The sequence below is a fragment of the Microbacterium sp. CR_7 genome, from assembly GCF_041954755.1.
Lineage (GTDB): Bacteria > Actinomycetota > Actinomycetes > Actinomycetales > Microbacteriaceae > Microbacterium.
The window spans coordinates 1-19,004 of record NZ_JAVAYF010000001.1; the positions used below are offsets into that span (position 1 = coordinate 1).

Annotated in this window: 21 protein-coding genes; 9 read left to right on the forward strand and 12 right to left on the reverse strand. The window is 70.9% G+C overall.

Going from position 1 to position 19,004, the window contains the following annotated elements:
• Positions 1 to 59: 59 nt before the first annotated feature.
• Together RAC81_RS00005 and dapD are read right to left on the reverse strand one after the other, a co-directional pair.
• On the reverse strand, positions 60 to 1,415 hold the full coding sequence (locus tag RAC81_RS00005; RefSeq protein ID WP_375080386.1) for a DEAD/DEAH box helicase: 1,356 nt from the start codon (positions 1,413 to 1,415) through the stop codon (positions 60 to 62).
• A 246-nt stretch (positions 1,416 to 1,661) separates the two neighbouring features.
• Positions 1,662 to 2,615, reverse strand: a complete 954-nt coding sequence (gene dapD / locus RAC81_RS00010; protein WP_375080387.1) for a 2,3,4,5-tetrahydropyridine-2,6-dicarboxylate N-succinyltransferase — start codon at positions 2,613 to 2,615, stop codon at positions 1,662 to 1,664.
• 65 nt (positions 2,616 to 2,680) lie between these two features.
• On the opposite strand from dapD, the gene dapE reads away from it, so the two are divergent.
• From dapE to RAC81_RS00025, 3 genes are all read left to right on the forward strand, one after another.
• Positions 2,681 to 3,754 carry a succinyl-diaminopimelate desuccinylase gene (gene dapE, locus RAC81_RS00015; RefSeq protein WP_375080388.1) on the forward strand — a complete coding sequence of 358 codons (1,074 nt, stop codon included), beginning with the start codon at positions 2,681 to 2,683 and terminating at the stop codon, positions 3,752 to 3,754.
• Positions 3,736 to 4,953, forward strand: a complete 1,218-nt coding sequence (locus tag RAC81_RS00020; protein WP_375080389.1) for a hypothetical protein — start codon at positions 3,736 to 3,738, stop codon at positions 4,951 to 4,953. The genes dapE and RAC81_RS00020 overlap by 19 nt, the downstream gene beginning before the upstream one ends.
• 97 nt (positions 4,954 to 5,050) lie before the next feature.
• On the forward strand, positions 5,051 to 5,224 hold the full coding sequence (locus RAC81_RS00025; RefSeq protein ID WP_017203323.1) for a DUF3117 domain-containing protein: 174 nt from the start codon (positions 5,051 to 5,053) through the stop codon (positions 5,222 to 5,224).
• A 105-nt stretch (positions 5,225 to 5,329) separates the two neighbouring features.
• Here the strand turns inward: RAC81_RS00025 and RAC81_RS00030 are convergent, their stop codons facing one another.
• On the reverse strand, positions 5,330 to 5,965 hold the full coding sequence (locus tag RAC81_RS00030) for an O-methyltransferase (RefSeq protein ID WP_375080390.1): 636 nt from the start codon (positions 5,963 to 5,965) through the stop codon (positions 5,330 to 5,332).
• 90 nt (positions 5,966 to 6,055) lie between these two features.
• Here RAC81_RS00030 and RAC81_RS00035 point away from each other — a divergent pair, with 90 nt between their 5' ends.
• Positions 6,056 to 6,442: a twin-arginine translocase TatA/TatE family subunit gene (locus tag RAC81_RS00035; protein WP_096714828.1), complete on the forward strand. Its 387-nt coding sequence runs from the start codon at positions 6,056 to 6,058 to the stop codon at positions 6,440 to 6,442.
• Between the two features lie 21 nt (positions 6,443 to 6,463).
• Here RAC81_RS00035 and RAC81_RS00040 read toward each other — a convergent pair whose 3' ends face one another.
• Genes RAC81_RS00040 through RAC81_RS00055 form a run of 4 tightly spaced genes read right to left on the reverse strand, consistent with a single transcriptional unit; the run spans position 6,464 to position 9,883 of the window.
• Positions 6,464 to 6,943, reverse strand: a complete 480-nt coding sequence (locus RAC81_RS00040; protein WP_375080391.1) for a YcxB family protein — start codon at positions 6,941 to 6,943, stop codon at positions 6,464 to 6,466.
• Positions 6,940 to 8,064, reverse strand: coding sequence for an Mrp/NBP35 family ATP-binding protein (locus RAC81_RS00045; RefSeq protein ID WP_375080392.1), 1,125 nt, complete (start codon positions 8,062 to 8,064; stop codon positions 6,940 to 6,942). The genes RAC81_RS00040 and RAC81_RS00045 overlap by 4 nt, the downstream gene beginning before the upstream one ends.
• On the reverse strand, positions 8,061 to 8,603 hold the full coding sequence (locus RAC81_RS00050; protein ID WP_375080976.1) for a DUF1003 domain-containing protein: 543 nt from the start codon (positions 8,601 to 8,603) through the stop codon (positions 8,061 to 8,063). Before RAC81_RS00050 ends, RAC81_RS00045 begins: the two co-directional genes overlap by 4 nt.
• A complete protein-coding gene (locus tag RAC81_RS00055) occupies positions 8,603 to 9,883 on the reverse strand; it encodes a magnesium transporter MgtE N-terminal domain-containing protein (RefSeq protein WP_375080393.1) in 1,281 nt (426 codons plus the stop codon). The genes RAC81_RS00050 and RAC81_RS00055 overlap by 1 nt, the downstream gene beginning before the upstream one ends.
• Before the next feature lie 99 nt (positions 9,884 to 9,982).
• Here RAC81_RS00055 and RAC81_RS00060 point away from each other — a divergent pair, with 99 nt between their 5' ends.
• Positions 9,983 to 10,705 carry a general stress protein gene (locus RAC81_RS00060; RefSeq protein ID WP_375080394.1) on the forward strand — a complete coding sequence of 241 codons (723 nt, stop codon included), beginning with the start codon at positions 9,983 to 9,985 and terminating at the stop codon, positions 10,703 to 10,705.
• A 31-nt stretch (positions 10,706 to 10,736) separates the two neighbouring features.
• A complete protein-coding gene (locus RAC81_RS00065; RefSeq protein ID WP_375080395.1) occupies positions 10,737 to 11,381 on the forward strand; it encodes an alpha/beta family hydrolase in 645 nt (214 codons plus the stop codon).
• Positions 11,382 to 11,491: 110 nt separating this feature from the next.
• Here RAC81_RS00065 and RAC81_RS00070 read toward each other — a convergent pair whose 3' ends face one another.
• Positions 11,492 to 12,913, reverse strand: a complete 1,422-nt coding sequence (locus tag RAC81_RS00070; protein WP_375080396.1) for an aminopeptidase P family protein — start codon at positions 12,911 to 12,913, stop codon at positions 11,492 to 11,494.
• 37 nt (positions 12,914 to 12,950) lie between these two features.
• Positions 12,951 to 13,979, reverse strand: a complete 1,029-nt coding sequence (locus tag RAC81_RS00075) for an endonuclease/exonuclease/phosphatase family protein (RefSeq protein ID WP_375080397.1) — start codon at positions 13,977 to 13,979, stop codon at positions 12,951 to 12,953.
• Between the two features lie 86 nt (positions 13,980 to 14,065).
• Between RAC81_RS00075 and RAC81_RS00080 the strand changes: the two genes are divergently transcribed.
• Both RAC81_RS00080 and RAC81_RS00085 read left to right on the forward strand, forming a co-directional pair.
• A complete protein-coding gene (locus RAC81_RS00080; protein WP_375080398.1) occupies positions 14,066 to 14,938 on the forward strand; it encodes a PHP domain-containing protein in 873 nt (290 codons plus the stop codon).
• 66 nt (positions 14,939 to 15,004) lie between these two features.
• Positions 15,005 to 16,012: a DUF817 domain-containing protein gene (locus RAC81_RS00085; protein ID WP_375080400.1), complete on the forward strand. Its 1,008-nt coding sequence runs from the start codon at positions 15,005 to 15,007 to the stop codon at positions 16,010 to 16,012.
• Here RAC81_RS00085 and RAC81_RS00090 read toward each other — a convergent pair.
• On the reverse strand, positions 15,925 to 17,439 hold the full coding sequence (locus tag RAC81_RS00090; protein ID WP_375080401.1) for a DEAD/DEAH box helicase: 1,515 nt from the start codon (positions 17,437 to 17,439) through the stop codon (positions 15,925 to 15,927). The two genes, RAC81_RS00085 and RAC81_RS00090, sit on opposite strands and share 88 nt — an antisense overlap.
• A gap of 167 nt (positions 17,440 to 17,606) precedes the next feature.
• Between RAC81_RS00090 and RAC81_RS00095 the strand changes: the two genes are divergently transcribed.
• Positions 17,607 to 18,320 carry a ferritin-like fold-containing protein gene (locus tag RAC81_RS00095; protein ID WP_375080402.1) on the forward strand — a complete coding sequence of 238 codons (714 nt, stop codon included), beginning with the start codon at positions 17,607 to 17,609 and terminating at the stop codon, positions 18,318 to 18,320.
• A gap of 28 nt (positions 18,321 to 18,348) precedes the next feature.
• Here the strand turns inward: RAC81_RS00095 and RAC81_RS00100 are convergent, their stop codons facing one another.
• Together RAC81_RS00100 and RAC81_RS00105 are read right to left on the reverse strand one after the other, a co-directional pair.
• On the reverse strand, positions 18,349 to 18,636 hold the full coding sequence (locus tag RAC81_RS00100; protein WP_375080403.1) for a hypothetical protein: 288 nt from the start codon (positions 18,634 to 18,636) through the stop codon (positions 18,349 to 18,351).
• Between the two features lie 6 nt (positions 18,637 to 18,642).
• Complete coding sequence (locus RAC81_RS00105; RefSeq protein ID WP_096714814.1) at positions 18,643 to 18,867, reverse strand: DUF3107 domain-containing protein; 225 nt, start codon at positions 18,865 to 18,867, stop codon at positions 18,643 to 18,645.
• Positions 18,868 to 19,004 lie beyond the last annotated feature (137 nt).

The window sequence follows — 19,004 nt, forward strand, 5'->3', positions numbered from 1 at the left end:
ATAAGAGACAGGCATCCGCTCTTCTCGTTCCGGGGGCTCTCTTCGAGCTCACCCCGGGGTCAGCGTCCCTGACCGCCGCGACCGCGACCGCCCTGGCCCTGGCCGCCCTGTCCCTGCCCACCGGAGCGCGGGCGCCGACGACGACGTGACGGCGGGGTGGTGGCCGAGCCGCGCTCGCCACCCGCCGGGCGCTGCTTCGGGGCCTGACGCTGTGGCTGCTTCTGCACGGGCGCCGGACGCACGTGCGGCGCGCGCTCGGGCACCAGCTGCGCGACGGCAGCGGGCGTGACCTCTTCGAGCGCTGCCGTGATTGCGGCCTTGCGCAGCAGGTCCTTGACGTCGCGGCGCTGCTCGGGCAGCACCACGGTCACCACGGTGCCCGCAGCTCCGGCGCGCGCGGTGCGGCCGGAGCGGTGCAGGTACGCCTTGTGCTCCATGGGCGGGTCGACGTGGACCACGAGGTCGACGTTGTCGACGTGCACGCCGCGGGCCGCGACGTCGGTCGCGACGAGCACCCGCACGCCGCCGTCCTCGGGGTCGCTCGAGAAGGCGCCGAGGTTGCGCTCGCGGGCGTTCTGCGAGAGGTTGCCGTGCAGGTCGACGGCGGGGATGCCCGCCGCGGTGAGCTGCTTCGCGAGCTTCTTGGCCTGGTGCTTGGTGCGCGTGAAGAGGATGCGGCGACCGGTGCCGGAGGCGAGATCGCGCACGAGCGTCGTCTTGTTCTCGGTCGAGTCCACGACGAGCACGCGGTGCGTCATCTCGCCGACCGGCACGCTGGCCTCGTCGACCTCGTGGCTCACCGGGTTCACGAGGAACCGGCGCGCGAGGGTGTCGATGCCGCGGTCGAGCGTCGCGCTGAACAGCAGTCGCTGTCCGCCGGCGGGCGTCGCGTTCAGGATGCGGGTGACACCGGGGAGGAATCCGAGGTCGGCCATGTGGTCGGCCTCGTCGAGCACGGTGACCTCGATCTCGCTCAGGCGCACGACCTGCTGCTTCATGAGGTCTTCGAGGCGGCCGGGGCAGGCGACGACGATGTCGACGCCGCCGTTCAGCGCCTGCTCCTGCGGGCGCTGGCTCACACCGCCGAACACGGTCGTGACCTTCAGGCCGGCGGCCTCGGCGAGGGGAGCGACGGTCGCGGCGATCTGCGTCGCGAGCTCGCGGGTCGGCGCCAGCACGAGTCCGCGGGGGAGGCCGGAGCGGCGCTTCCTGCCGGATGCGGCGAGGCGCGCGACGAGGGGGAGCGCGAACGCGATCGTCTTGCCGCTGCCGGTGCGGCCGCGGCCGAGTAGGTCGCGGCCGGCGAGCGAGTCGGGCAGCGTGTCGCGCTGGATGGCGAACGCCTCCGTCTTGCCCGAGGCGGCGAGGACGGCGGCGAGATCGGCGGGTACGCCGAGTTCGAGGAAGGAAGACATAGGGAAAGCTCCATCAGCGCGTGCGGACGACCGCACGCGAGGATTCTGGGTATGAGGTGGCGACGGCGCAGGACAGCGCATCGGTTCGCCGTGCGAAACGCCAGCGAAGGCTGGTTGTGGGGGCGGCTCTGGAGCGCCCGCTTCGGTCCTCGGAGACCCCGTGACGACGACGACATCGCCGGACTGGAGGCCCGTACGACCCTCTCAGTCTATCAGCGCCGCTGGGATCTCCGGCGCTGCGCGCTCTCAGGCGTGCAGCGCCTCGTTCAGGGTGACGCCGACGCCCGCCCTGGTGACGGCCTCGACGGCGCCGCTGAGCGAGTTGCGACGGAACAGCAGGCCGTCGCGCCCCGACAGCTCCGCGCCCTTGACGGAGGGACGCCCGCCGCCGGGCGTCGCCGGCGCGTCGACCAGCACGACCTTGGTCCCGGCGGTCACGTAGAGGCCGGCCTCGACGACGCAGTCGTCGCCGAGCGAGATGCCGATCCCGGCGTTCGCGCCGAGCAGGGTGCGTGCGCCGATCGACACGCGGTGCGAGCCGCCGCCGGACAGCGTGCCCATGATCGACGAGCCGCCGCCGATGTCGCTGCCGTCGCCGACGACGACGCCCTGCGAGATGCGCCCCTCGACCATCGAGGCGCCGAGCGTGCCGGCGTTGAAGTTGACGAATCCCTCGTGCATGACCGTGGTGCCCGGCGAGAGGTGCGCGCCGAGGCGCACTCGCGAGGCGTCGGCGATGCGCACGCCCGCGGGCTGCACGTAGTCGGTGAGGCGCGGGAACTTGTCGAGTCCCTGCACCTGGATGCCGGCGCGCTGCAGCAGGGGACGGAGCCGTGCCGCGTCGTCGGGGTGCATCGGTCCGGCGTTCGTCCACGCCACGTTCGGGAGGTGCCCGAAGATGCCGTCGAGGTTGAGCTCGTTCGGGCGCACGACGAGGCGCGAGAGCGCGTGCAGACGGAGGTAGGCGTCGACCGTCGAGGCAGGCGCCTCGTCGAGGTCGATGTGCAGCTGCACGGTGTCGACCGTCACGTTGCGGCGCTCGTCCGGTCCGGCGACGGCATCCAGGGTGAGCAGGGCGGCTGCGGCGTCTCCCGCCGCAGGCGCCGTGGTCGTGACCTCGGGGAACCAGGCGTCGAGCACGGTGCCGTCGCCGGCGATCGTCGAAAGTCCTGTACCCCACACGGTGCGCGCCTCAGTCATGCCTCCACGGTATCGCCCCTTCCGCCTCGCCGACGCCCGCGTGACGGGGTAAGTAGGCTGGGCTCATGCTGCTCGACCTCACCGCGTCATCCCTCGACCTGACCCGCGCGATCTGCGACATCCCCAGTGTGTCCGGCGATGAGAAGCCACTCGCCGACGCGATCGAGGAGGCCGTCTCCGGCTACGCGCATCTCGAGGTGATCCGCCACGGCAACACGGTCGTGGCGCGCACCTCGCTCGGCCGCGCGCAGCGCGTCGCGATCGCCGGCCACATCGACACCGTGCCGATCAACGGGAACGTCCCCACGCGCGACATCGACATCGAGGGCGTGCCCTATCTCTGGGGGCGCGGGACAGTCGACATGAAAGCGGGCGTCGCGGTCCAGTTGAAGCTGGCCGCCGAGCTCACCGACCCCGCCGTCGACATCACCTGGATGTGGTACGACAACGAGGAGGTCGAGGCGTCCAAGAACGGACTGACGCTGCTCGCCGCCGATCGTCCCGATCTGTTCCAGGCGGACTTCGCGATCCTCGGCGAACCGTCGAACGGCGAGGTGGAGGGCGGATGCAACGGCACGATGCGCGCGATCGTGCGCACGTCCGGAGTACGTGCCCATGCAGCCCGTGCGTGGATCGGCGAGAACGCGATCCACCGCGCAGCGCCCGTCCTCGCCCGGCTCGCCGAGTACCGGGCTCGGGAGGTCGCCGTCGAGGGGCTGCTCTACCGGGAGAGCATGAGCGCCGTCCGCATCACCGGCGGCGTCGCCGGCAACGTCATCCCCGACGCGTGCGAGATCGAGGTCAACTACCGCTTCGCCCCCAGCAAGTCGGCGGCGGATGCCGAGGCGCACATCCGCAACCTCCTCGCCGGCTTCGACGTCGAGATCACGGATGCCGCCGAGGGCGCCCGCCCCGGTCTCGATGCTCCGATCGCGAAGGACTTCGTCGCCGCCGTCGGCGCCGAACCGCGCCCGAAGTACGGATGGACCGACGTCGCGCGCTTCTCCGCCCTCGGCATCCCCGCGGTGAACTACGGGCCGGGCGATCCGCACCTCGCCCATCACGACGAGGAGCGCGTGCCCGTCGCGCAGATCGAGGCCGTGGAGCGAGGGCTGCGTACGTGGCTCAGCTCGCGCTGACGATCGCTCGGCGTTGGGCGCGCACCCCCGTGCCCCTCAAGGTCGCCGTGATCTACCTCGCGGCGAGGGCGGTCACGACCGCTCTCATGATCGCCGCCGCCCTGCAGTCGACCTCGCTCTCGCGCTTCGGCGCCGATCCCGGCCTCGGCGACTTCGTCGTGGGATGGGATGCGCAGTGGTACTGGCTCGTGGCGGAGGAGGGCTACCCGTCGACGCTCCCGCTCACGGACTCCGGTGACGTGGCGGAGAACGCCTGGGCGTTCATGCCCGTGTTCGCGTACGCGGCGAAGGGCATCGGGTTCCTGCTCGGATCCTGGGGCGCGGGCGCGCTCCTGCTCTCGTTCGCTGCCGGGTACCTCGCCTGCCTCGCTCTGCACCGGCTGCTGCGCGACAGGATCGGGCGCACCGCCGCGCTGTGGGCTGTGACGTTCTTCGCCTTCGGGCCGCTCGCCGCGATGTTCCAGGTGGGATACGCCGAGACGCTCTTCCTGCTGCTGCTCTTCCTCGCGCTCGACGCCACGATCCGCCGCAGATATGCGCGGCTGTATCTGCTCGTCCCCGTCATGGCGTTCACGCGCCCCGGCATCCTGGCTTTCGCGCTCTACCTCGGGCTCCACGGCATCCTGAGGTTCCTGCGCCGCCGCGATGACCCGCTCCGCCCGAGGGAGGCGGTGCACATCGTGGCGCTGGGAGCGCTCGCCGTCGCCTGCGGCTTCGGCTGGCAGGTCATCGCGGGCGCGGTCACCGGCGATCCCGGCGCCTACCTCGCGACCGAGCTCGCCTGGCGACGCCTCTGGATCGTCGGGGGAGTGGAGGGCTTCATCCCCTTCGAGGGGTGGGTGCAGGCGTCGTCGTTCTGGTTCGCGCAGTGGGGTCTGCCGACCGCATGGGGGCCCGTCGCCCTGGTGCTGCTCGTCGTCGCGCTCGCGGCCGCTCTCCTCTTCCTGCCACAGGTCCGCCGCGTCGGCGCCGACGTGAGGCTCTGGAGCGCGAGCTACCTGCTCTACCTGCTCGCGGTCTTCTTCCCGCAGTCGAGCACGTTCCGCCTGCTGCTGCCGCTCAGCCCGCTCTGGGGAGCGGTCGCCGTCCCGCGCTCCCGGCTGTGGCGACTCGGCGTCCTCGCGCTCTGCGTGCTCGGCCAGTGGGTCTGGATCTTCCACATCTACGCGCTCGGGAACACGTTCTGGCAGGTCCCGTGAATGTTAACGCGTGATTGCATTTCTTCTCAGCGGACGTCCAGGTCCTGACCTCACCCGATAAACTGATCGCATACCACCGGAGGAAAAGGAGCCCACGATGGCAGCGATGAAGCCGAGGACCGGAGACGGACCGATGGAGGCCGTGAAAGAAGGGCGCCTCATCATCGTGCGTGTCCCGCTCGAGGGCGGGGGCCGCCTGGTCGTGTCCGTGAACGACGCTGAGGCGAAGGAACTTCACGACGTGCTGGCAGCCGTCGTAGCGCCGGCCTGACCGAACTCCGGTCCGCTCGACGCGGACCACCGAAGAGGGCGACGGAGAGATCCGTCGCCCTCTTCGCGTCCGTGCGGCGATCGACGCCGGACGCGGTCGATGCGCTCAGTCGGCGGCGACGCTGACGAGCTGCAGCAGGCCCTCGCCGGCCGACGAGACCGTCGCGAGGACGGCGGGCGACTCCTGTGTCTCCTGGATGAGCGAGCGGAACGCGGTGGTGACCGCATCGCGCTGCACGGGGTCGGCGACCTTGCCGCCGACGAGCACGCGGGGTACGAGCACCATCCCGCCGGTGCGCACCAACCGTAGTCCGTGCTCGACGTACTCGATCACGTTCTCGGGGTCGGCGTCGACGAGGACGATGTCGTAGGACGCCTCGTTCATTCGCGGCAGCACGTCGGCCGCGCGGCCGGTGATGAACCGCGCCTTGGTCGCGGGGATGCGGGCGTCGGCGAACGCCTGCCGCGCCGCGGCGAGGTGCTCCGGCTCGTTGTCGATCGACGTGAGCACGGCCTGCGGCGCTCCACGTAGCAGCCAGAGACCCGAGACACCTGCGCCGGTGCCGATCTCGACGATCGAGCGGGCGCCGGTCGCGGCGGCCAGCACGGCGATCTGCGAGCCGACCGCGGCGCTCACCGGGGCGGCGCCGAGCTCGACGGCGTGGGCACGCGCGCGGGCGATCGCGGACGGCTCCACGATCGACTCGCGGATGAAACGTGCGTTCGCATCGTTCTCGCTCATTGCCCTGATTCTCCCGACTGAGGTCTGTGTGTTCCCAGCGTATGCGCTCGGCGTGCGGCAGGCGGGCAGGCGCGGCGGTAGCCTGGACAGATGCAGTTCGGGATCACGTTCGAGAAGCTGCTGCTGATCGGTCTGATCGCTGTTCTGCTCGTCGGACCTGAGCGGCTGCCTCGCTATGCCGAGAGCGTGGCGAAGCTCGCCCGCCGTGCCGGCGAGTTCCTCCGCGACACGCGCTCGCGGGTGCGCGACGAGATGGGCCCCGAGCTCGACGACGTCGACTGGCGAAAGCTCGACCCCCGCCAGTACGACCCCCGACGCATCATCAGGGACGCGCTCTTCGAAGACGACAGGACCCCGACTCCCACCCCCAGCGCCGGAGTGGTCGCGGAACCCGCGGTGGTCGCGCCGAAGAAGCCCACGGTGCGACCGGACTTCTCCGTGGACAGCCCCCCGCCGTACGACGCCGAGGCGACCTGAGCGGACGGGCGGACAACTCGCTCAGCCGATGCGAGCGCGGAGCCGTGCGACGTCGTCGTCGGTGAACACCGCGCGCGGCACGGCCGTGACCGCCGACGACCCCTGAACGCGCAGGATGACCGCGTCGCTCCCGACGCGCATGCCCTGGAACGTGTCGTACGGGATGACGGAGACCCGGCGGTCGGCGCCGATCTGCAGGTCGTCGTCGTTCAGCCGAGCCCAGACGACCGTGCCGGGCGGCATCGCGGCACGCACTGCTCGACGTGCGCCCGAGACCGTGGCGCCGATCGCCACGGCCATGAGAGCGACGCTCGCGAGCGGCAGCCAGCCGGCCGAACCGGTGTCGTCCGCTCCGGCGCCGGCGGTGAGATTCAGGATGCTGAGCACGAGGCTCGCCGCCAGCGCGACCCACATGACGATCGCCCAGGGCCGGGTGAGGCCGTAGACCGCAGCGTCGCGGGCCATGCGGCGCACGAGGGACTCCGAGACGGTGACGGTCACGACGGGCCGACCGTCATCGGGAGCGAGCGACCGGAGAGACCGCGGCCCTGACGCGCGAGGGTGCGGGCGAGATCGCGGATCGCGGCGGCCGCGGCATCCGTTCCGTCCGTCAGCACGATCGGGGCGCCGATGTCGCCGCCGGCCCGCAGTGCGGGGCTGAACGGGATCGAGGCGAGCAGGGGCACGGGGGCGTCGTCGGAGAGCGCGGCGGCGACGGCCGCTCCGCCGCCCGAGCCGAACAGGTCCATGACCGAACCGTCCGGCAGCGTCAGCGGGCCCATGTTCTCGACGACGCCGATCACGCGCTGCCCGGTCTGGCGGGCCACCAGCCCGCTGCGGATCGCGACGTCGGCCGCTGCCGTCTGCGGTGTGGTCACGACGAGGACCTCGGCGTGCGGCAACAGCTGCCCGATGGAGATCGCGATGTCGCCGGTGCCCGGCGGCATGTCGATGAGCAGCACGTCGAGGTCGCCGAAGAAGACGTCGGTGAGGAACTGCTGCACGGTGCGGTGGAGCATCGGACCGCGCCACGCGACCACGGCCTCGCCGTCACGGAGGAACATGCCGATCGAGATGGTCTTCACCCCGTAGGCGACCGGCGGCAGCATGAGGTCGTCGATGCGCGTGGGCTGGGTGCCGGCGGGGATGCCGAGGAGTCCGGGGATGGAGAAGCCGTGCACATCGGCGTCCACGAGCCCGACGGCCAGGCCCTGATCGGCCAGCGCCGCCGCCAGGTTCGCCGTCACCGACGACTTGCCGACGCCGCCCTTGCCGCTCGACACGAGGATCACGCGGGTCAGCGAGTCGGGCCCGAACGGCATCTGGCGCGGTGCACGGCCGTCGCGGAGCTTCTCGGTGAGGGCCTTGCGTTCGGCCGGCGTCATCACGCCGACCCGCACCTCGACCTCGTCGACGCCGGGGACGGATGCCGCGGCGGCGCGCACATCGGACTCGATGCGGGCCGCGGCGGGGCAGCCGACGATCGTGAGCACGATTCCGACCTGCGCCGTCGTGCCCTCGACCGTGATGTCGCGCACCATGTCGAGGTCGCCGATGGGGCGGCGCAGCTCAGGGTCGGTCACGGCCGAGACGGCCGCGCGGACCGCGTCGACCGCTGTCATGAGGTGGCGCGGCTGTTCGCCCGCCGCTCCTCGGAGGCGCCTTCGTGCTCGCCGAGCTCGGCCAGCAGAGCCTTCAGCTCCTGGCGAAGCACGTCACGTGTGACGATCTGGTTGTTGCGCTCCTCGAGGGACATGCGCAGCGCCACGATCTCGCGAGCGAGGTACTCGGTGTCGGCGAGGTTGCGCTCGGCACGCTGCCGGTCCTGCTCGATCTGCACGCGGTCGCGGTCGTCCTGACGGTTCTGTGCGAGAAGGATCAGGGGCGCGGCGTACGACGCCTGCAGGGAGAGCATCAGGGTCAGCGCGGTGAAGCCGAGCGCGGCGTCGTCGAAGCGCAGACCGTCGGGCATCAGCGTGTTCCAGCCGATCCACAGCACGCAGAACAGGCTCAGGATGACGAGGAACGCCGGAGTGCCCATCGCACGGGCGACCCACTCGGTGAACCGGCCGAAGCGGTCGCGCGAGGTGGACCGAGGCCGGGAGGTGCCGCGCCCGAGCGGGGCGTCGAGCTGGGGCGAACGGCTGCGGGAGCGGGCCATCATCCCACCTCCCTCTTCGCGCGCGCGGGCTGCTGCACGCTCTCGTCGTCATCGTGCGTGCGCCAGTCGTCGGGCAGCAGGTAGTCGAGCACATCGTCGACGCTGATCGCCCCGACGAGCCGGTGCGCGGCATCGATCACGGGGAGCGAGACCAGGTCGTAGCTCGCCAGCATCCGGGCGACCTCGGCGGCTGAGGCCGTGACGGGCACGGGCTCGAGGCTGTCGTCGACGATGGCGCCGAGGCGCTCGTGCGGCGGGTAGCGCAGCATGCGCTGGAAGTGCACCATGCCCAGCAGGCGCCCCGTCGGCGTCTCGAACGGCGGCAGCGTCACGAACACCGCGGCCGCCAGTGCCGGGTGCAGCTCGTGGCGGCGGATGAGCGCGAGGGCCTCGGCGACCGTCGCGTCGGCGGAGAGCACGATGGGCTCCGGCGTCATGAGACCGCCCGCCGTGTCGGGGCCGTAGCGCAGCAGCATCCTGACGTCCTCCGCCTCCTCCGGCTCCATGAGCTCGAGGAGCTGCTCGAGGCGGTTCGGCGGCAGCTGGGCGAGGAGGTCGGCGGCGTCGTCCGGCTCCATCTGGTCGAGGATGTCGGCGGCGCGCTCGTCGCCGAGACGGTCGAGGATGTGCACCTGCTCGTCCTCGGGCATCTCCTCGAGGGCGTCGGCGAGCCGGTCGTCGGAGAGCTCCTCGGCCACCTCGATCATGCGCTGCTGGGGGAGGTCGAGGAGCGTGTTGGCCAGGTCGGCGGCGTGCAGCTCCGAGTAGGAAGCGACGAGCTGCTCGGCCGACTGCGATTCTCCGGGGGAGCGCTGCTCGGCGACCTCGCTCCACGCCGCGAAGGTCGTCGGGCCCTTCGCGAACGGCGACGCGCTGGTCTTCGGGCGGCGCAGGAACAGCTGGCTGATCGCCCACTCGCCGAGTCGGTTGGGCTCGATCGCGACATCCTCGATCACGGCGTCGCCGGTGCCGTCGACGAGGGTGACGCGGCGTCCCAGCAGCTCGGCGAGGATGCGCACCTCACCGGCCCGCGGCGAGAACCGGCGCACGTTGATGAGCCCGGTGGTGATGACCTGGCCCGAGCGGATCGAGGTGACGCGCCCGATGGAGAGGAACACGTGCCTGCGTCCGGGGATCTCGACGACGAGTCCGATCACTCGTGGCGCGGCCGTACTTCGGTACACGATGACGACGTCACGGACCTTGCCGAGCCGGTCGCCCACGGGGTCGAAGACGGCGCAGCCTGCCAGACGCGCGGCGAATACCCGTTGTGTGCTCACCCGTCCAGCGTAGTCCGCGGCGCCCGACGGAGACCTGTGGAGTCCGCCGCGGTCTCACGGTCCAGGGCTTCGAGGTGGACGACATGGGAGAATGGCCGGATGAGCATGCTGAACCGCCCCGCAGACGGTCGCGACGAGGGAGAGATCGTCGCCTCGACCCGCGATTACGAGGGCGCGCAGAAGACCGTCTCCAAGCTGATCGCCCAGGAGGTCCCGGCGCGCGACATCACGATCGTCGGGCAGAGCGTCCGCACCGTGGAGCGCATCACCGGGCGGCTGGGCTACGCGGCCGCCGCGCGCTCCGGCGCGATCAACGGCGTGCTCATCGGACTCTTCCTCTCCGCCATCCTCGTGCTCGGGAACCCCGAGGTACCGATCCAGCTCTTCGTCGGCTTCGTCTTCATCGGCGTCGCGCTGGGCATGCTGCTGAGCCTCGTGACCTACGCCATCGTGCGGCGGCGCCGCGACTTCGCCAGCGTCACGCAGTTCGCCGCCGACCACTACGAGGTGCGCGTGCAGGCGACCTCGCTCGCCAAGGCGCGCCAGGTGCTCGGCGCCGTGCGACCCGCGACCGTGCGTCCTCCCGTCAACCTCGACGAGCCGCCCAAGTACGGGGAGCGCATTCCGAGCGGAGGGCAGCCCACCCCGCCGCCCGTCGCTCCGGAGGGCCCGGCTGCGACGCCGGGAGAGGGCGACGCTCCGACCGCGGACCAGGTGATCCCGCCTCGTCCGGCCGATCCGGTCGCGCCGCCTGCTGACGCGCCGTCTGCTGACGCGCCGTCTGCTGACGCGCCGGGCAGCCCGAAGCGGGAAGGCGTGTGATGAGCGCCGACTTCCCCTGCCTGCGCGGCTGATGGCCGACATCCGCGTCGTCCTGCCGACGGGGGAGACCGTCGTCTCGGCCGACTGGGCGGGCGATGGCGACACGGTCGTCGCGATCGCGCACGGGGCCGGCACGGGCAAGGACCACCCGTTCCTCACCGGCTTCGCCGATGCGCTCAACGACCTCGGGTTCACGACGCTGCGGTTCAACTTCCCCTACGTGGAGCAGGGCCGGCGGATGCCGGGGCCGGCCGCGCACGCGATCGCGACGTGGGACGCCGTCGCCGCGGCGGTCCGCGAACAGCGCCCCGACGCCGAGCTCTGGGCCACGGGCAAGTCCTATGGCGGCCGGATGGCGTCGATGGCCGTGGCGCAGGGGATGGCGGTCGACCGGCTCGTCTACCTCGGATATCCCCTGCACGCCCCGGGAAAGCCCGAGAAGCCCCGGGCCGAGCATCTTCCGGCCATCAGTGTGCCGCAGCTGTTCGTGGAGGGCACGAACGATCCGTTCATCCAACCTCGAACCCAGTTCGACGAGGTCGTGGCGACCTGCCAGGACGCCCGGGTCGTCTGGATCGACGGTGGCGGACACACGTTCGAGGTCAAGGGACGCAAGCGTCCGGCCGAGGAGATCGGAGCCTCACTGGCGCCGATCGTCGCCGACGGCTTCCGCTGACGGCATCCCTCGCAGCCCGAGATCAGGAGCCTTCCCCGAGATCAGGCGATTCGGCGCTGAATCGTCCTGATCTCGGTGCAGCGTCCTGATCTCGGGGAAGGAGAGAGGGCTCAGGCCTGCACGCGCGCGATCCAGGCCTCGACCTCGTCGGCGGTGCGGGGGATGCCCGCCGACAGGTTGACGGGTCCGTCCTCGGTCATGAGGATGTCGTCCTCGATCCGCACGCCGATGCCGCGGTACTCGGCCGGCACCGTCAGGTCGTCGATCTGGAAGTAGAGACCCGGCTCGATCGTAAACACCATGCCGGGAGCGAGGATGCCGTCGTAGTACATCTCGCGACGCGCCTGTGCGCAGTCGTGCACGTCGATGCCGAGGTGGTGCGAGGTGCCGTGCACCATGTAGCGACGGTGCTGCCCGCCGGCATCCGCGTCGAGCGCCTCCTGAGCCGTCACCGGCAGCAGACCCCACTCGGCGACGCGGGCGGCGATGACCTTCATCGCGGCCTCGTGCACCTCGCGGAACCGCACCCCGATGCGGGCGGCGGCGAAAGCGGCGTCGGCGGCCTCGCGCACGGTCTCGTACACGCGCCGCTGCACCTCCGTGAAGGTGCCGGAGACCGGGAGGGTCCGCGTGATGTCGGCCGTGTACAGGCTGTCGGCCTCGACGCCGGCGTCCACGAGGATCAGGTCTCCCGGCACCACAGTGCCGTCGTTGCGGGTCCAGTGCAGGTAGCAGGCGTGCGGGCCGGACGCCGCGATCGTGTCGTAGCCCTCGCCGTTGCCGTCCTCACGGGCGCGGCGGTGGAACACTCCCTCGACGACGCGCTCGCCGCGGGCGTGCGAGACCGCGTCGGGGAGGGCGCGGATGATGTCGTCGAACCCCTGCGCGGTGATGTCGACGGCGCGGCGCATCTCGGCGATCTCGTACTCGTCCTTCACGAGGCGCAGCTCCGAGACGACGCGGGTGAGGTCCGCGGACTCGTCGAGCACGAGCGCTCCCTCGGCCTGGGTGTACTCGTCGAGGTGGGCGGTGGCGATGTCGAGATCGGCGGCGACCCCGGCGAGGGAGGGGCGAGGCCCGATCCAGAACTCGCCGACGGTCGCATCCGCGTAGAACTCGGTGGTCGTGCGGTCGGCGCGCTCGCGGAAGTAGAGGGTGACGTCGTGGCCGTCGTCGGTCGGCTCGAAGACGAGGATCGAGTCCGGCTCCGAATCGGCGGCCCAGCCGGTCAGGTGCGCGAAGGCGGAGTGCGCACGGAACGGGTAGTCGGTGTCGTTGCTGCGCTGCTTCAGCGATCCGGCGGGGATCACGAGGCGCTTCCCGGGGAAGGCGGCCGAGACCGCGGCGCGGCGGGTCGCGGCGAAGGCGGCCTGCGGGCGTGCCGTCGGGAGGGACTCGGGGCGGTCCGCCCATCCGGTCGAGATCGTGTCGAGGAAGCCGCGGGGGAAGGGCTGCTTGCGGTTCGTGGTGCTGTTCTCGACCGGGGTATCGACGGCGGGCTCTGCGATCGTGTCGCGCTCTGCGGTGCTCATCCCTCCAGTCTGTCACCTGACCGGGAGCGAGGGGATGTCAGCCCGCGGGCTCCAGCTGCACGACCAGACCGCGGTGGTCGCTTCCCCCGGCGTCGTCGATCACGACCGAGCCGGTCGGCGTCCAGTTCGGCGAGGCCATCACGTGGTCGATGGGCGCGCTGAGCAGCGCGGGGAGCGAACTCGGCCACGTGCCGCTGAGACCGTTGCCGGTGCGCGAGGCGACGTCGCGGCAGTACCCCATGTCGCCGCCGTCGACGCCGAGGCCCGCCATGTGATCGACCGTCGCGTTGAAATCGCCCGCCAGCACGAAGTTCCCCGCGGGGCACTGGTCGGCGATCCAGCGCAGATCCCTGCTCCACTGCCCCATCTCCTCCATGCGCGGAGCGACAGCGTGCACGGCGACGATCGTCGGACCGCCCGCGTTCCCGCCGACGGGCATGAGTACGGCGCTCGGCACGGAACCGGTGTTGCTCGATCCGTCCTCCGACGACTCGATCACCGAGTACTCGCCGAGCTCGGGGGAGACGAGCACGGTCGTGTGCCACGACTTCGGGCCGTCGACGACGTCGGGCTTGAACTGCACGTGGTGCACCCACATCGGGTGGCCCTGCTCCCGCAACATGACGGCGATCTGCTCGCCCACGGCCTCGGTCGTCTCGGGGAGCGCGACGATGTCGGCACCCTGATCGAGGATCTGCTGTGCGATCTGCTCCGCCGAGACCGCGTCGCCGGCCGTGTTCCACGTGAGCACGCGGATGCTGGTGTCGGTCGCCGCCGGGAGGGTGCCCGCTCCGAATCCGCGCGTCATCCCGACCACACCCGTCGCGGCGGCGCCCAGGAGCGCCACGATGAGGACGGATGCCGCGAAGCCGCGCAGTGGCCGTGCGAGGAGCAGCAGCAGTGCCAGCACCGCGACGACGAGGAACGCACCGATCACCAGGCCGCGGGCGGCCACGATCTGCGCGAAGGGCCAGGTCTGCTCGAGGTGGAAGAACTGCGGCCACACGACGATCGCCGTCGCGATCGCGAGCAGCACCGTGAACAGGATCCCCAGGAGTCGTAGCATCCCGTCCAGCCTAGGAGCGGTCGCTGTGAAGTCCCTGCCGCGGACGCGCGCGTCTCAGGGGCGCCGACGCTCGGTACGCTCGGAGGATGGCCGTTCGCTCTCACCGCTTCGCGGGTCCCGCAGACCTGCACCTGCATTCGAATCACTCGGACGGCACCGAGGCACCCGGCGAGGTGGTGCGTCAGGCGCACGCGCACGGCATCCGCACCCTCGCGCTCACCGATCACGATCGGACGACGGGATGGGATGAGGCGGGCGCCGCGGCGACCGCGCTCGGCATGACCTTCCTCCCCGGAATGGAGCTCTCGGCCAAGCATGAATGGCGCAGCGTGCACGTGCTCGGCTATCTCTTCGACCCCGTGCACGCCGGGTTGGCGGCTGAGACAGAGCGCATCCGCGGAGACCGGATTGGACGAGCGGAGAGGATCGTCCGCAGCATCGGGCGCGACTACGACCTGCACTGGGAGGACGTGGTCGCGCAGACGACCCCGGATGCCACGGTCGGCCGCCCGCACATCGCCGACGCGCTGGTCGCCCGGGGCATCGTCCGTGACCGCACCGAGGCCTTCGACGGCATCCTGCATCCGCGAGAGGGGTACTACGAGCCGCACTACGCGCCGGACCCCCTCACTGCGGTGCGGCTCATCACCGAGGCGGGCGGTGTGGCGATCATCGCTCACCCCGTCACCGCGGGGCGTGATCGCATGATGCCCGTGCCCTTCATCGAGCGGCTGATCGACGCGGGACTCGGGGGCTTCGAGATCGATCACCGTGAGAACACCGCGGCCGGAAAGCAGACGCTGCGGAGGATCGCGGCCGATCACGACCTCATCGTCACCGGATCGAGCGACTACCACGGGTCGGGCAAGCCGAACGTGCCGGGGGAGAACACGACGTCGGATGAGATGGTCGCCCGGCTGATCGAGCGCGCGACCGGCTCCTCGCCGCGCTACCCCTGACCCACGCCGCGGGGGTCGGGCGGTTCTCACGGCGAACTGTCGAGGAGCGCCGATACGCTTCCCGGCATGCAGAGAGCGACTCCACTCGAGCAGCGCATCGACGCGATCGCTCACCGCATCCTCCGGGACGCATCCGACCGCGGCGTCCGCGCCGGGCTCGGCGAGTTCACGGTGTTCGTGCTCAAGCAGGCCTGGGCCTGCGTGTTCGGAGCCCTGCTGCTGGTCGCGATCGTCGCGGCGCGACTCTGGTACCCCGACGACGCAGCGCTCGCCCGCAACGACGTGCTCACCATCGCGGCGGTGCTCATCCAGATCGGGATGCTCGTGTTCCGTCTCGAGTCGGGGCGGGAGCTGTGGGTCATCGTGCTCTTCCACCTCACCGGGACGGTCATGGAGCTCTTCAAGACCGACGTCGGCTCCTGGGCGTATGCCGCCGACGGCATCCTCCGCATCGGCGGCGTGCCCCTGTTCAGCGGCTTCATGTACGCGGCCGTCGGGTCGTACATGGTGCGCGTGTACCGGCTCTTCGACCTCGGCTTCACCCGGTACCCGTGGCGGTGGCTCACGACCGTGCTCGCCGCCGCGATCTACCTCAACTTCTTCACCCACCACTGGTGGTGGGACGCGAGGTGGGTGCTCCTCGCCGGCGTGGTCATCCTCTGGCTGCCGACCGTCATGCACGCGCGTGTCTGGCGACGAACGATCCGTCTGCCGCTTCTCGCCGTCTTCGCCGGTGTCGCCGTCTTCATCTACCTCGCCGAGAACATCGGCACCTGGGCCGGTGCGTGGACCTACCCCGACCAGGTCGTCGAGTGGCAGCCGGTGTCGCTGAGCAAGCTCAGCTCCTGGTTCCTGCTCATGATCATCTCGGTCGTCATGGTCACGTGGGTGTACCCGCCGCGCGCGCCAGGGGCCCGTTCGGACACGACGGAGGGGGCGGATGCCGCAGCATCCGCCCCCTCGGAGGTCGTGTCGGGTGGAGTCGATCAGGCGCCGGCGACCGGTGCCGCCCCGGCACCCGAACCGCCGCGACGGCGACGGCGACGGCGAGCGGGCGCCGGCTTGCCGTCGTGATGCTCCTTGCCCGCGCCGTCGTGCGTACCCGCACCCTCCGCACTGCGGTCGGCGGATGCGGGCGAGCCGCCATCAGCGCCCGTGCTCTCGGTCGCGCCCTCGGCGAACGTCGAGCCGACCTGCGCTGATCCGCCCCGACGGCGACGACGACGGCGCGTGCCGCCCTCCGCGGTGCCCTCGGCTGCGGCATCCGCTGCGCGCTCGGGGCGCGGGGCGCGAGCCGGCTTCTCGGCCTTCGGCGCCGAGACGAGGCGGCCCTTCGTGCCGGCGGGGATGTCGAGGTCCTCGTAGAGGTGCGGGCTCGACGAGTACGTCTCCAGCGGCTCCGGCTGGCCGAACTCGAGCGCGCGGTTGATGAGGGCCCACTTGTGCAGATCCTCCCAGTCGACGAAGGTCACGGCGATGCCGGTCTTGCCGGCCCGACCCGTTCGGCCCGCGCGGTGGAGGTAGGTCTTCTCCTCGTCGGGGATCGTGTGATTGATGACGTGCGTGACGTCGTCGACGTCGATGCCTCGGGCGGCGACGTCGGTCGCGACCAGCACGTCCTTCTTGCCGGCCTTGAAGGCCGCCATCGAGCGCTCGCGCTGGTCCTGGCCCATGTCGCCGTGCACGCCGCCGACGTTGAAGCCGCGGTCGCTCAGCTCGTCGACGAGGCGCTGCGCCGCGCGCTTGGTGCGCGTGAAGATCACGGTCTTGCCGCGGCCCTCGGCCTGCAGGATGCGGGCGATGACCTCGTCCTTGTCGAGCGAGTGCGCACGGTAGACGAGGTGCTTGATGTTGGCCTGCGTCAGACCCTCGTCGGGGTCGTTGGCGCGGATGTGGATCGGGTTCGTCATGAAGCGCCGAGCCAGAGCCACGATCGGGCCGGGCATGGTCGCCGAGAAGAGCTGCGTGTGGCGGACGGCCGGGACCCTCTGGAAGATCTTCTCGATGTCGGCGAGGAAGCCGAGGTCGAGCATCTTGTCGGCCTCGTCGAGCACGACCTCGGTCGCGTTCGAGAGGTCGAGCAGGCGCTGACCGGCGAGGTCGATCAGACGACCGGGCGTGCCGACGACGATCTGCGCGCCGGCCTTCAGCTGGTCGATCTGGCCCTCGTACGCCTTGCCGCCGTAGATCGCCACGACGCTGGTCGAGCGGTTGCTGGTGAGCAGGTCGATGTCCTCGTACACCTGCACCGCGAGTTCACGGGTCGGCACGACGATGAGCGCCTTGACGCCCGGTTCCGGGTTCTGGCCCAGGCGCTGCACCACGGGGATGCCGAAGCCGAAGGTCTTGCCGGTACCGGTCTTGGCCTGGCCGATGATGTCCTGGCCGGGAAGGCCGAGGGGGATGGTCTGCTCCTGGATGGGGAAGGCGTCGACGATGCCCTTGGCGGCGAGTGCGTCGACGATGTCCTGATCGATTCCGAGATCAGCGAAGGTAGTCAATGTTCAGATGCCTGTCCGGCGACCTGCGAGGATCGCCACGTTTCACGGATCCACGCCGTCTCATGTGCCACAGGCGCGGGCCCCGCTCCGACGGCGGGGACGGCTCCAGCCTACCCGAGGGGGTGCCGGAGCCTCGGAGTGACCTTTCGTCCGAGTATTGTGAACCCGTGGTCAACTGGTTCTGGAAGCGCAGGGCGCCCCGCCGCACGATGACGTTGCGCAGCCGCGGCGATCAGGGCACGTCGACGAAGGTCGACTTCTCCGAGGTCGCTCCCGAGCTCGATCGGTTCCTCGGCCAGGCCGCCTACCTGCAGCTCGGATACTTCGAGACCCTCACCCGACTCATCCGCGCCACGCCGGAGCTCTCCGAGAAGGAGTCGCTGTCGCGCGCGGCCGGTGCGGCCCTCACCAAGCACCGCGCGATCGTCGATCTCATCGCCGAGCGCGGTGACGATCCGACCCAGCTGATGCTGCCCTTCCGCGAGAACCTCGACGCGTTCCGCCGCAAGACGATCGGGGCGCGCCCGCGCGAGACCCTGCTGTCGGTGTACATCACCGCCGGCATGCTGGACGACTTCTACCTCGCGCTCGCATCGAGCTACGGCGATGTCGGCGCCAGGGTCGTCGACATCCTCAGCGAGGACGACGCCAGGCACGAGATCGTCGCGATCATCCAGGAGACCATCGACGGCGACGGAGAGTGGCGGTCGCTGCTGTCGATGTGGGCGCGTCGTCTCGTCGGCGACACGATCCTCGTCTGCCGCTCCGCTCTGCGCCAGCCCGAACTCGCGGCCATGACCGAGGAGCGCGTCGAGCCGGTCTACACCGAACTCATGGGCGCGCACGCCCGGCGCATGGATGCGATGGGGCTCGCGTCCTAGCGACCGCTGCCGACGGGGGCGCGCGCGGTCAGATGCCGAGAGCGGCCTTGGCCGAGGCGTCGGACCGGCGCCGCAGCGCCACCAGCCCGGCCGTCGCGGCCGCGGCGAGCAGCACCGAGCCGAGGACGCTCGCGAGCCAGAGCCAGACGCTGTCCTCGCCGATACCGAGCCACTGCAGCGCCGCGTAGAGGACCGCTGCGATCGCGGTCGCGACCGCGGGGGTGAACGCCACCCCGCGCAGCTCGCGACCGCCGATCAGGAAGTGCGCGGCGATCCCGAGCACGCACGCGCCGATGAGCGCGAGGAGGATGTACATCGCGGGTCAGGCGACGAAGCCGACGCGGCGCGATTCCTCGGTGCCGAGCTCGATGTAGGCGAGGTGCGCGGTGGGGACCAGGTAGGAGTTCCCCTTCACATCGGCGAAGTTCAGGTGCGAGGTGCTCTGCTCGAGGGCGGAGGACACCTGCGTGCGGACCTCGTCCGCGGTCGCCGAGGTCTCGAAGCTGAGCTCGCGGCCGGTGTTGATGATGCCGATGCGGATTTCCACGCGTACTCCCGTTGTCGAATCGACCATGCTGTGCGCCCAACTCTACCCCGCGGCGTCGGGGCGGGATCGGCCGGACGAGGCGGTTTCGCCCTGAGCGCACAGGGCGCCCACGGCGTGCTCCCGTGGCTGCCGGACGA

Bases quoted from the DNA above. Each gene is read 5' to 3' on its own strand.
- RAC81_RS00005 (WP_375080386.1), bottom strand. From the start codon at position 1,415: ATGTCTTCCTTCCTCGAACTCGGCGTACCCGCCGATCTCGCCGCCGTC.
- dapD (WP_375080387.1), bottom strand. From the start codon at position 2,615: ATGACTGAGGCGCGCACCGTGTGGGGTACAGGACTTTCGACGATCGCC.
- dapE (WP_375080388.1), top strand. From the start codon at position 2,681: ATGCTGCTCGACCTCACCGCGTCATCCCTCGACCTGACCCGCGCGATC.
- RAC81_RS00025 (WP_017203323.1), top strand. From the start codon at position 5,051: ATGGCAGCGATGAAGCCGAGGACCGGAGACGGACCGATGGAGGCCGTG.
- RAC81_RS00030 (WP_375080390.1), bottom strand. From the start codon at position 5,965: ATGAGCGAGAACGATGCGAACGCACGTTTCATCCGCGAGTCGATCGTG.
- RAC81_RS00035 (WP_096714828.1), top strand. From the start codon at position 6,056: ATGCAGTTCGGGATCACGTTCGAGAAGCTGCTGCTGATCGGTCTGATC.
- RAC81_RS00045 (WP_375080392.1), bottom strand. From the start codon at position 8,064: ATGACAGCGGTCGACGCGGTCCGCGCGGCCGTCTCGGCCGTGACCGAC.
- RAC81_RS00050 (WP_375080976.1), bottom strand. From the start codon at position 8,603: ATGGCCCGCTCCCGCAGCCGTTCGCCCCAGCTCGACGCCCCGCTCGGG.
- RAC81_RS00060 (WP_375080394.1), top strand. From the start codon at position 9,983: ATGAGCATGCTGAACCGCCCCGCAGACGGTCGCGACGAGGGAGAGATC.
- RAC81_RS00065 (WP_375080395.1), top strand. From the start codon at position 10,737: ATGGCCGACATCCGCGTCGTCCTGCCGACGGGGGAGACCGTCGTCTCG.
- RAC81_RS00070 (WP_375080396.1), bottom strand. From the start codon at position 12,913: ATGAGCACCGCAGAGCGCGACACGATCGCAGAGCCCGCCGTCGATACC.
- RAC81_RS00075 (WP_375080397.1), bottom strand. From the start codon at position 13,979: ATGCTACGACTCCTGGGGATCCTGTTCACGGTGCTGCTCGCGATCGCG.
- RAC81_RS00080 (WP_375080398.1), top strand. From the start codon at position 14,066: ATGGCCGTTCGCTCTCACCGCTTCGCGGGTCCCGCAGACCTGCACCTG.
- RAC81_RS00085 (WP_375080400.1), top strand. From the start codon at position 15,005: ATGCAGAGAGCGACTCCACTCGAGCAGCGCATCGACGCGATCGCTCAC.
- RAC81_RS00100 (WP_375080403.1), bottom strand. From the start codon at position 18,636: ATGTACATCCTCCTCGCGCTCATCGGCGCGTGCGTGCTCGGGATCGCC.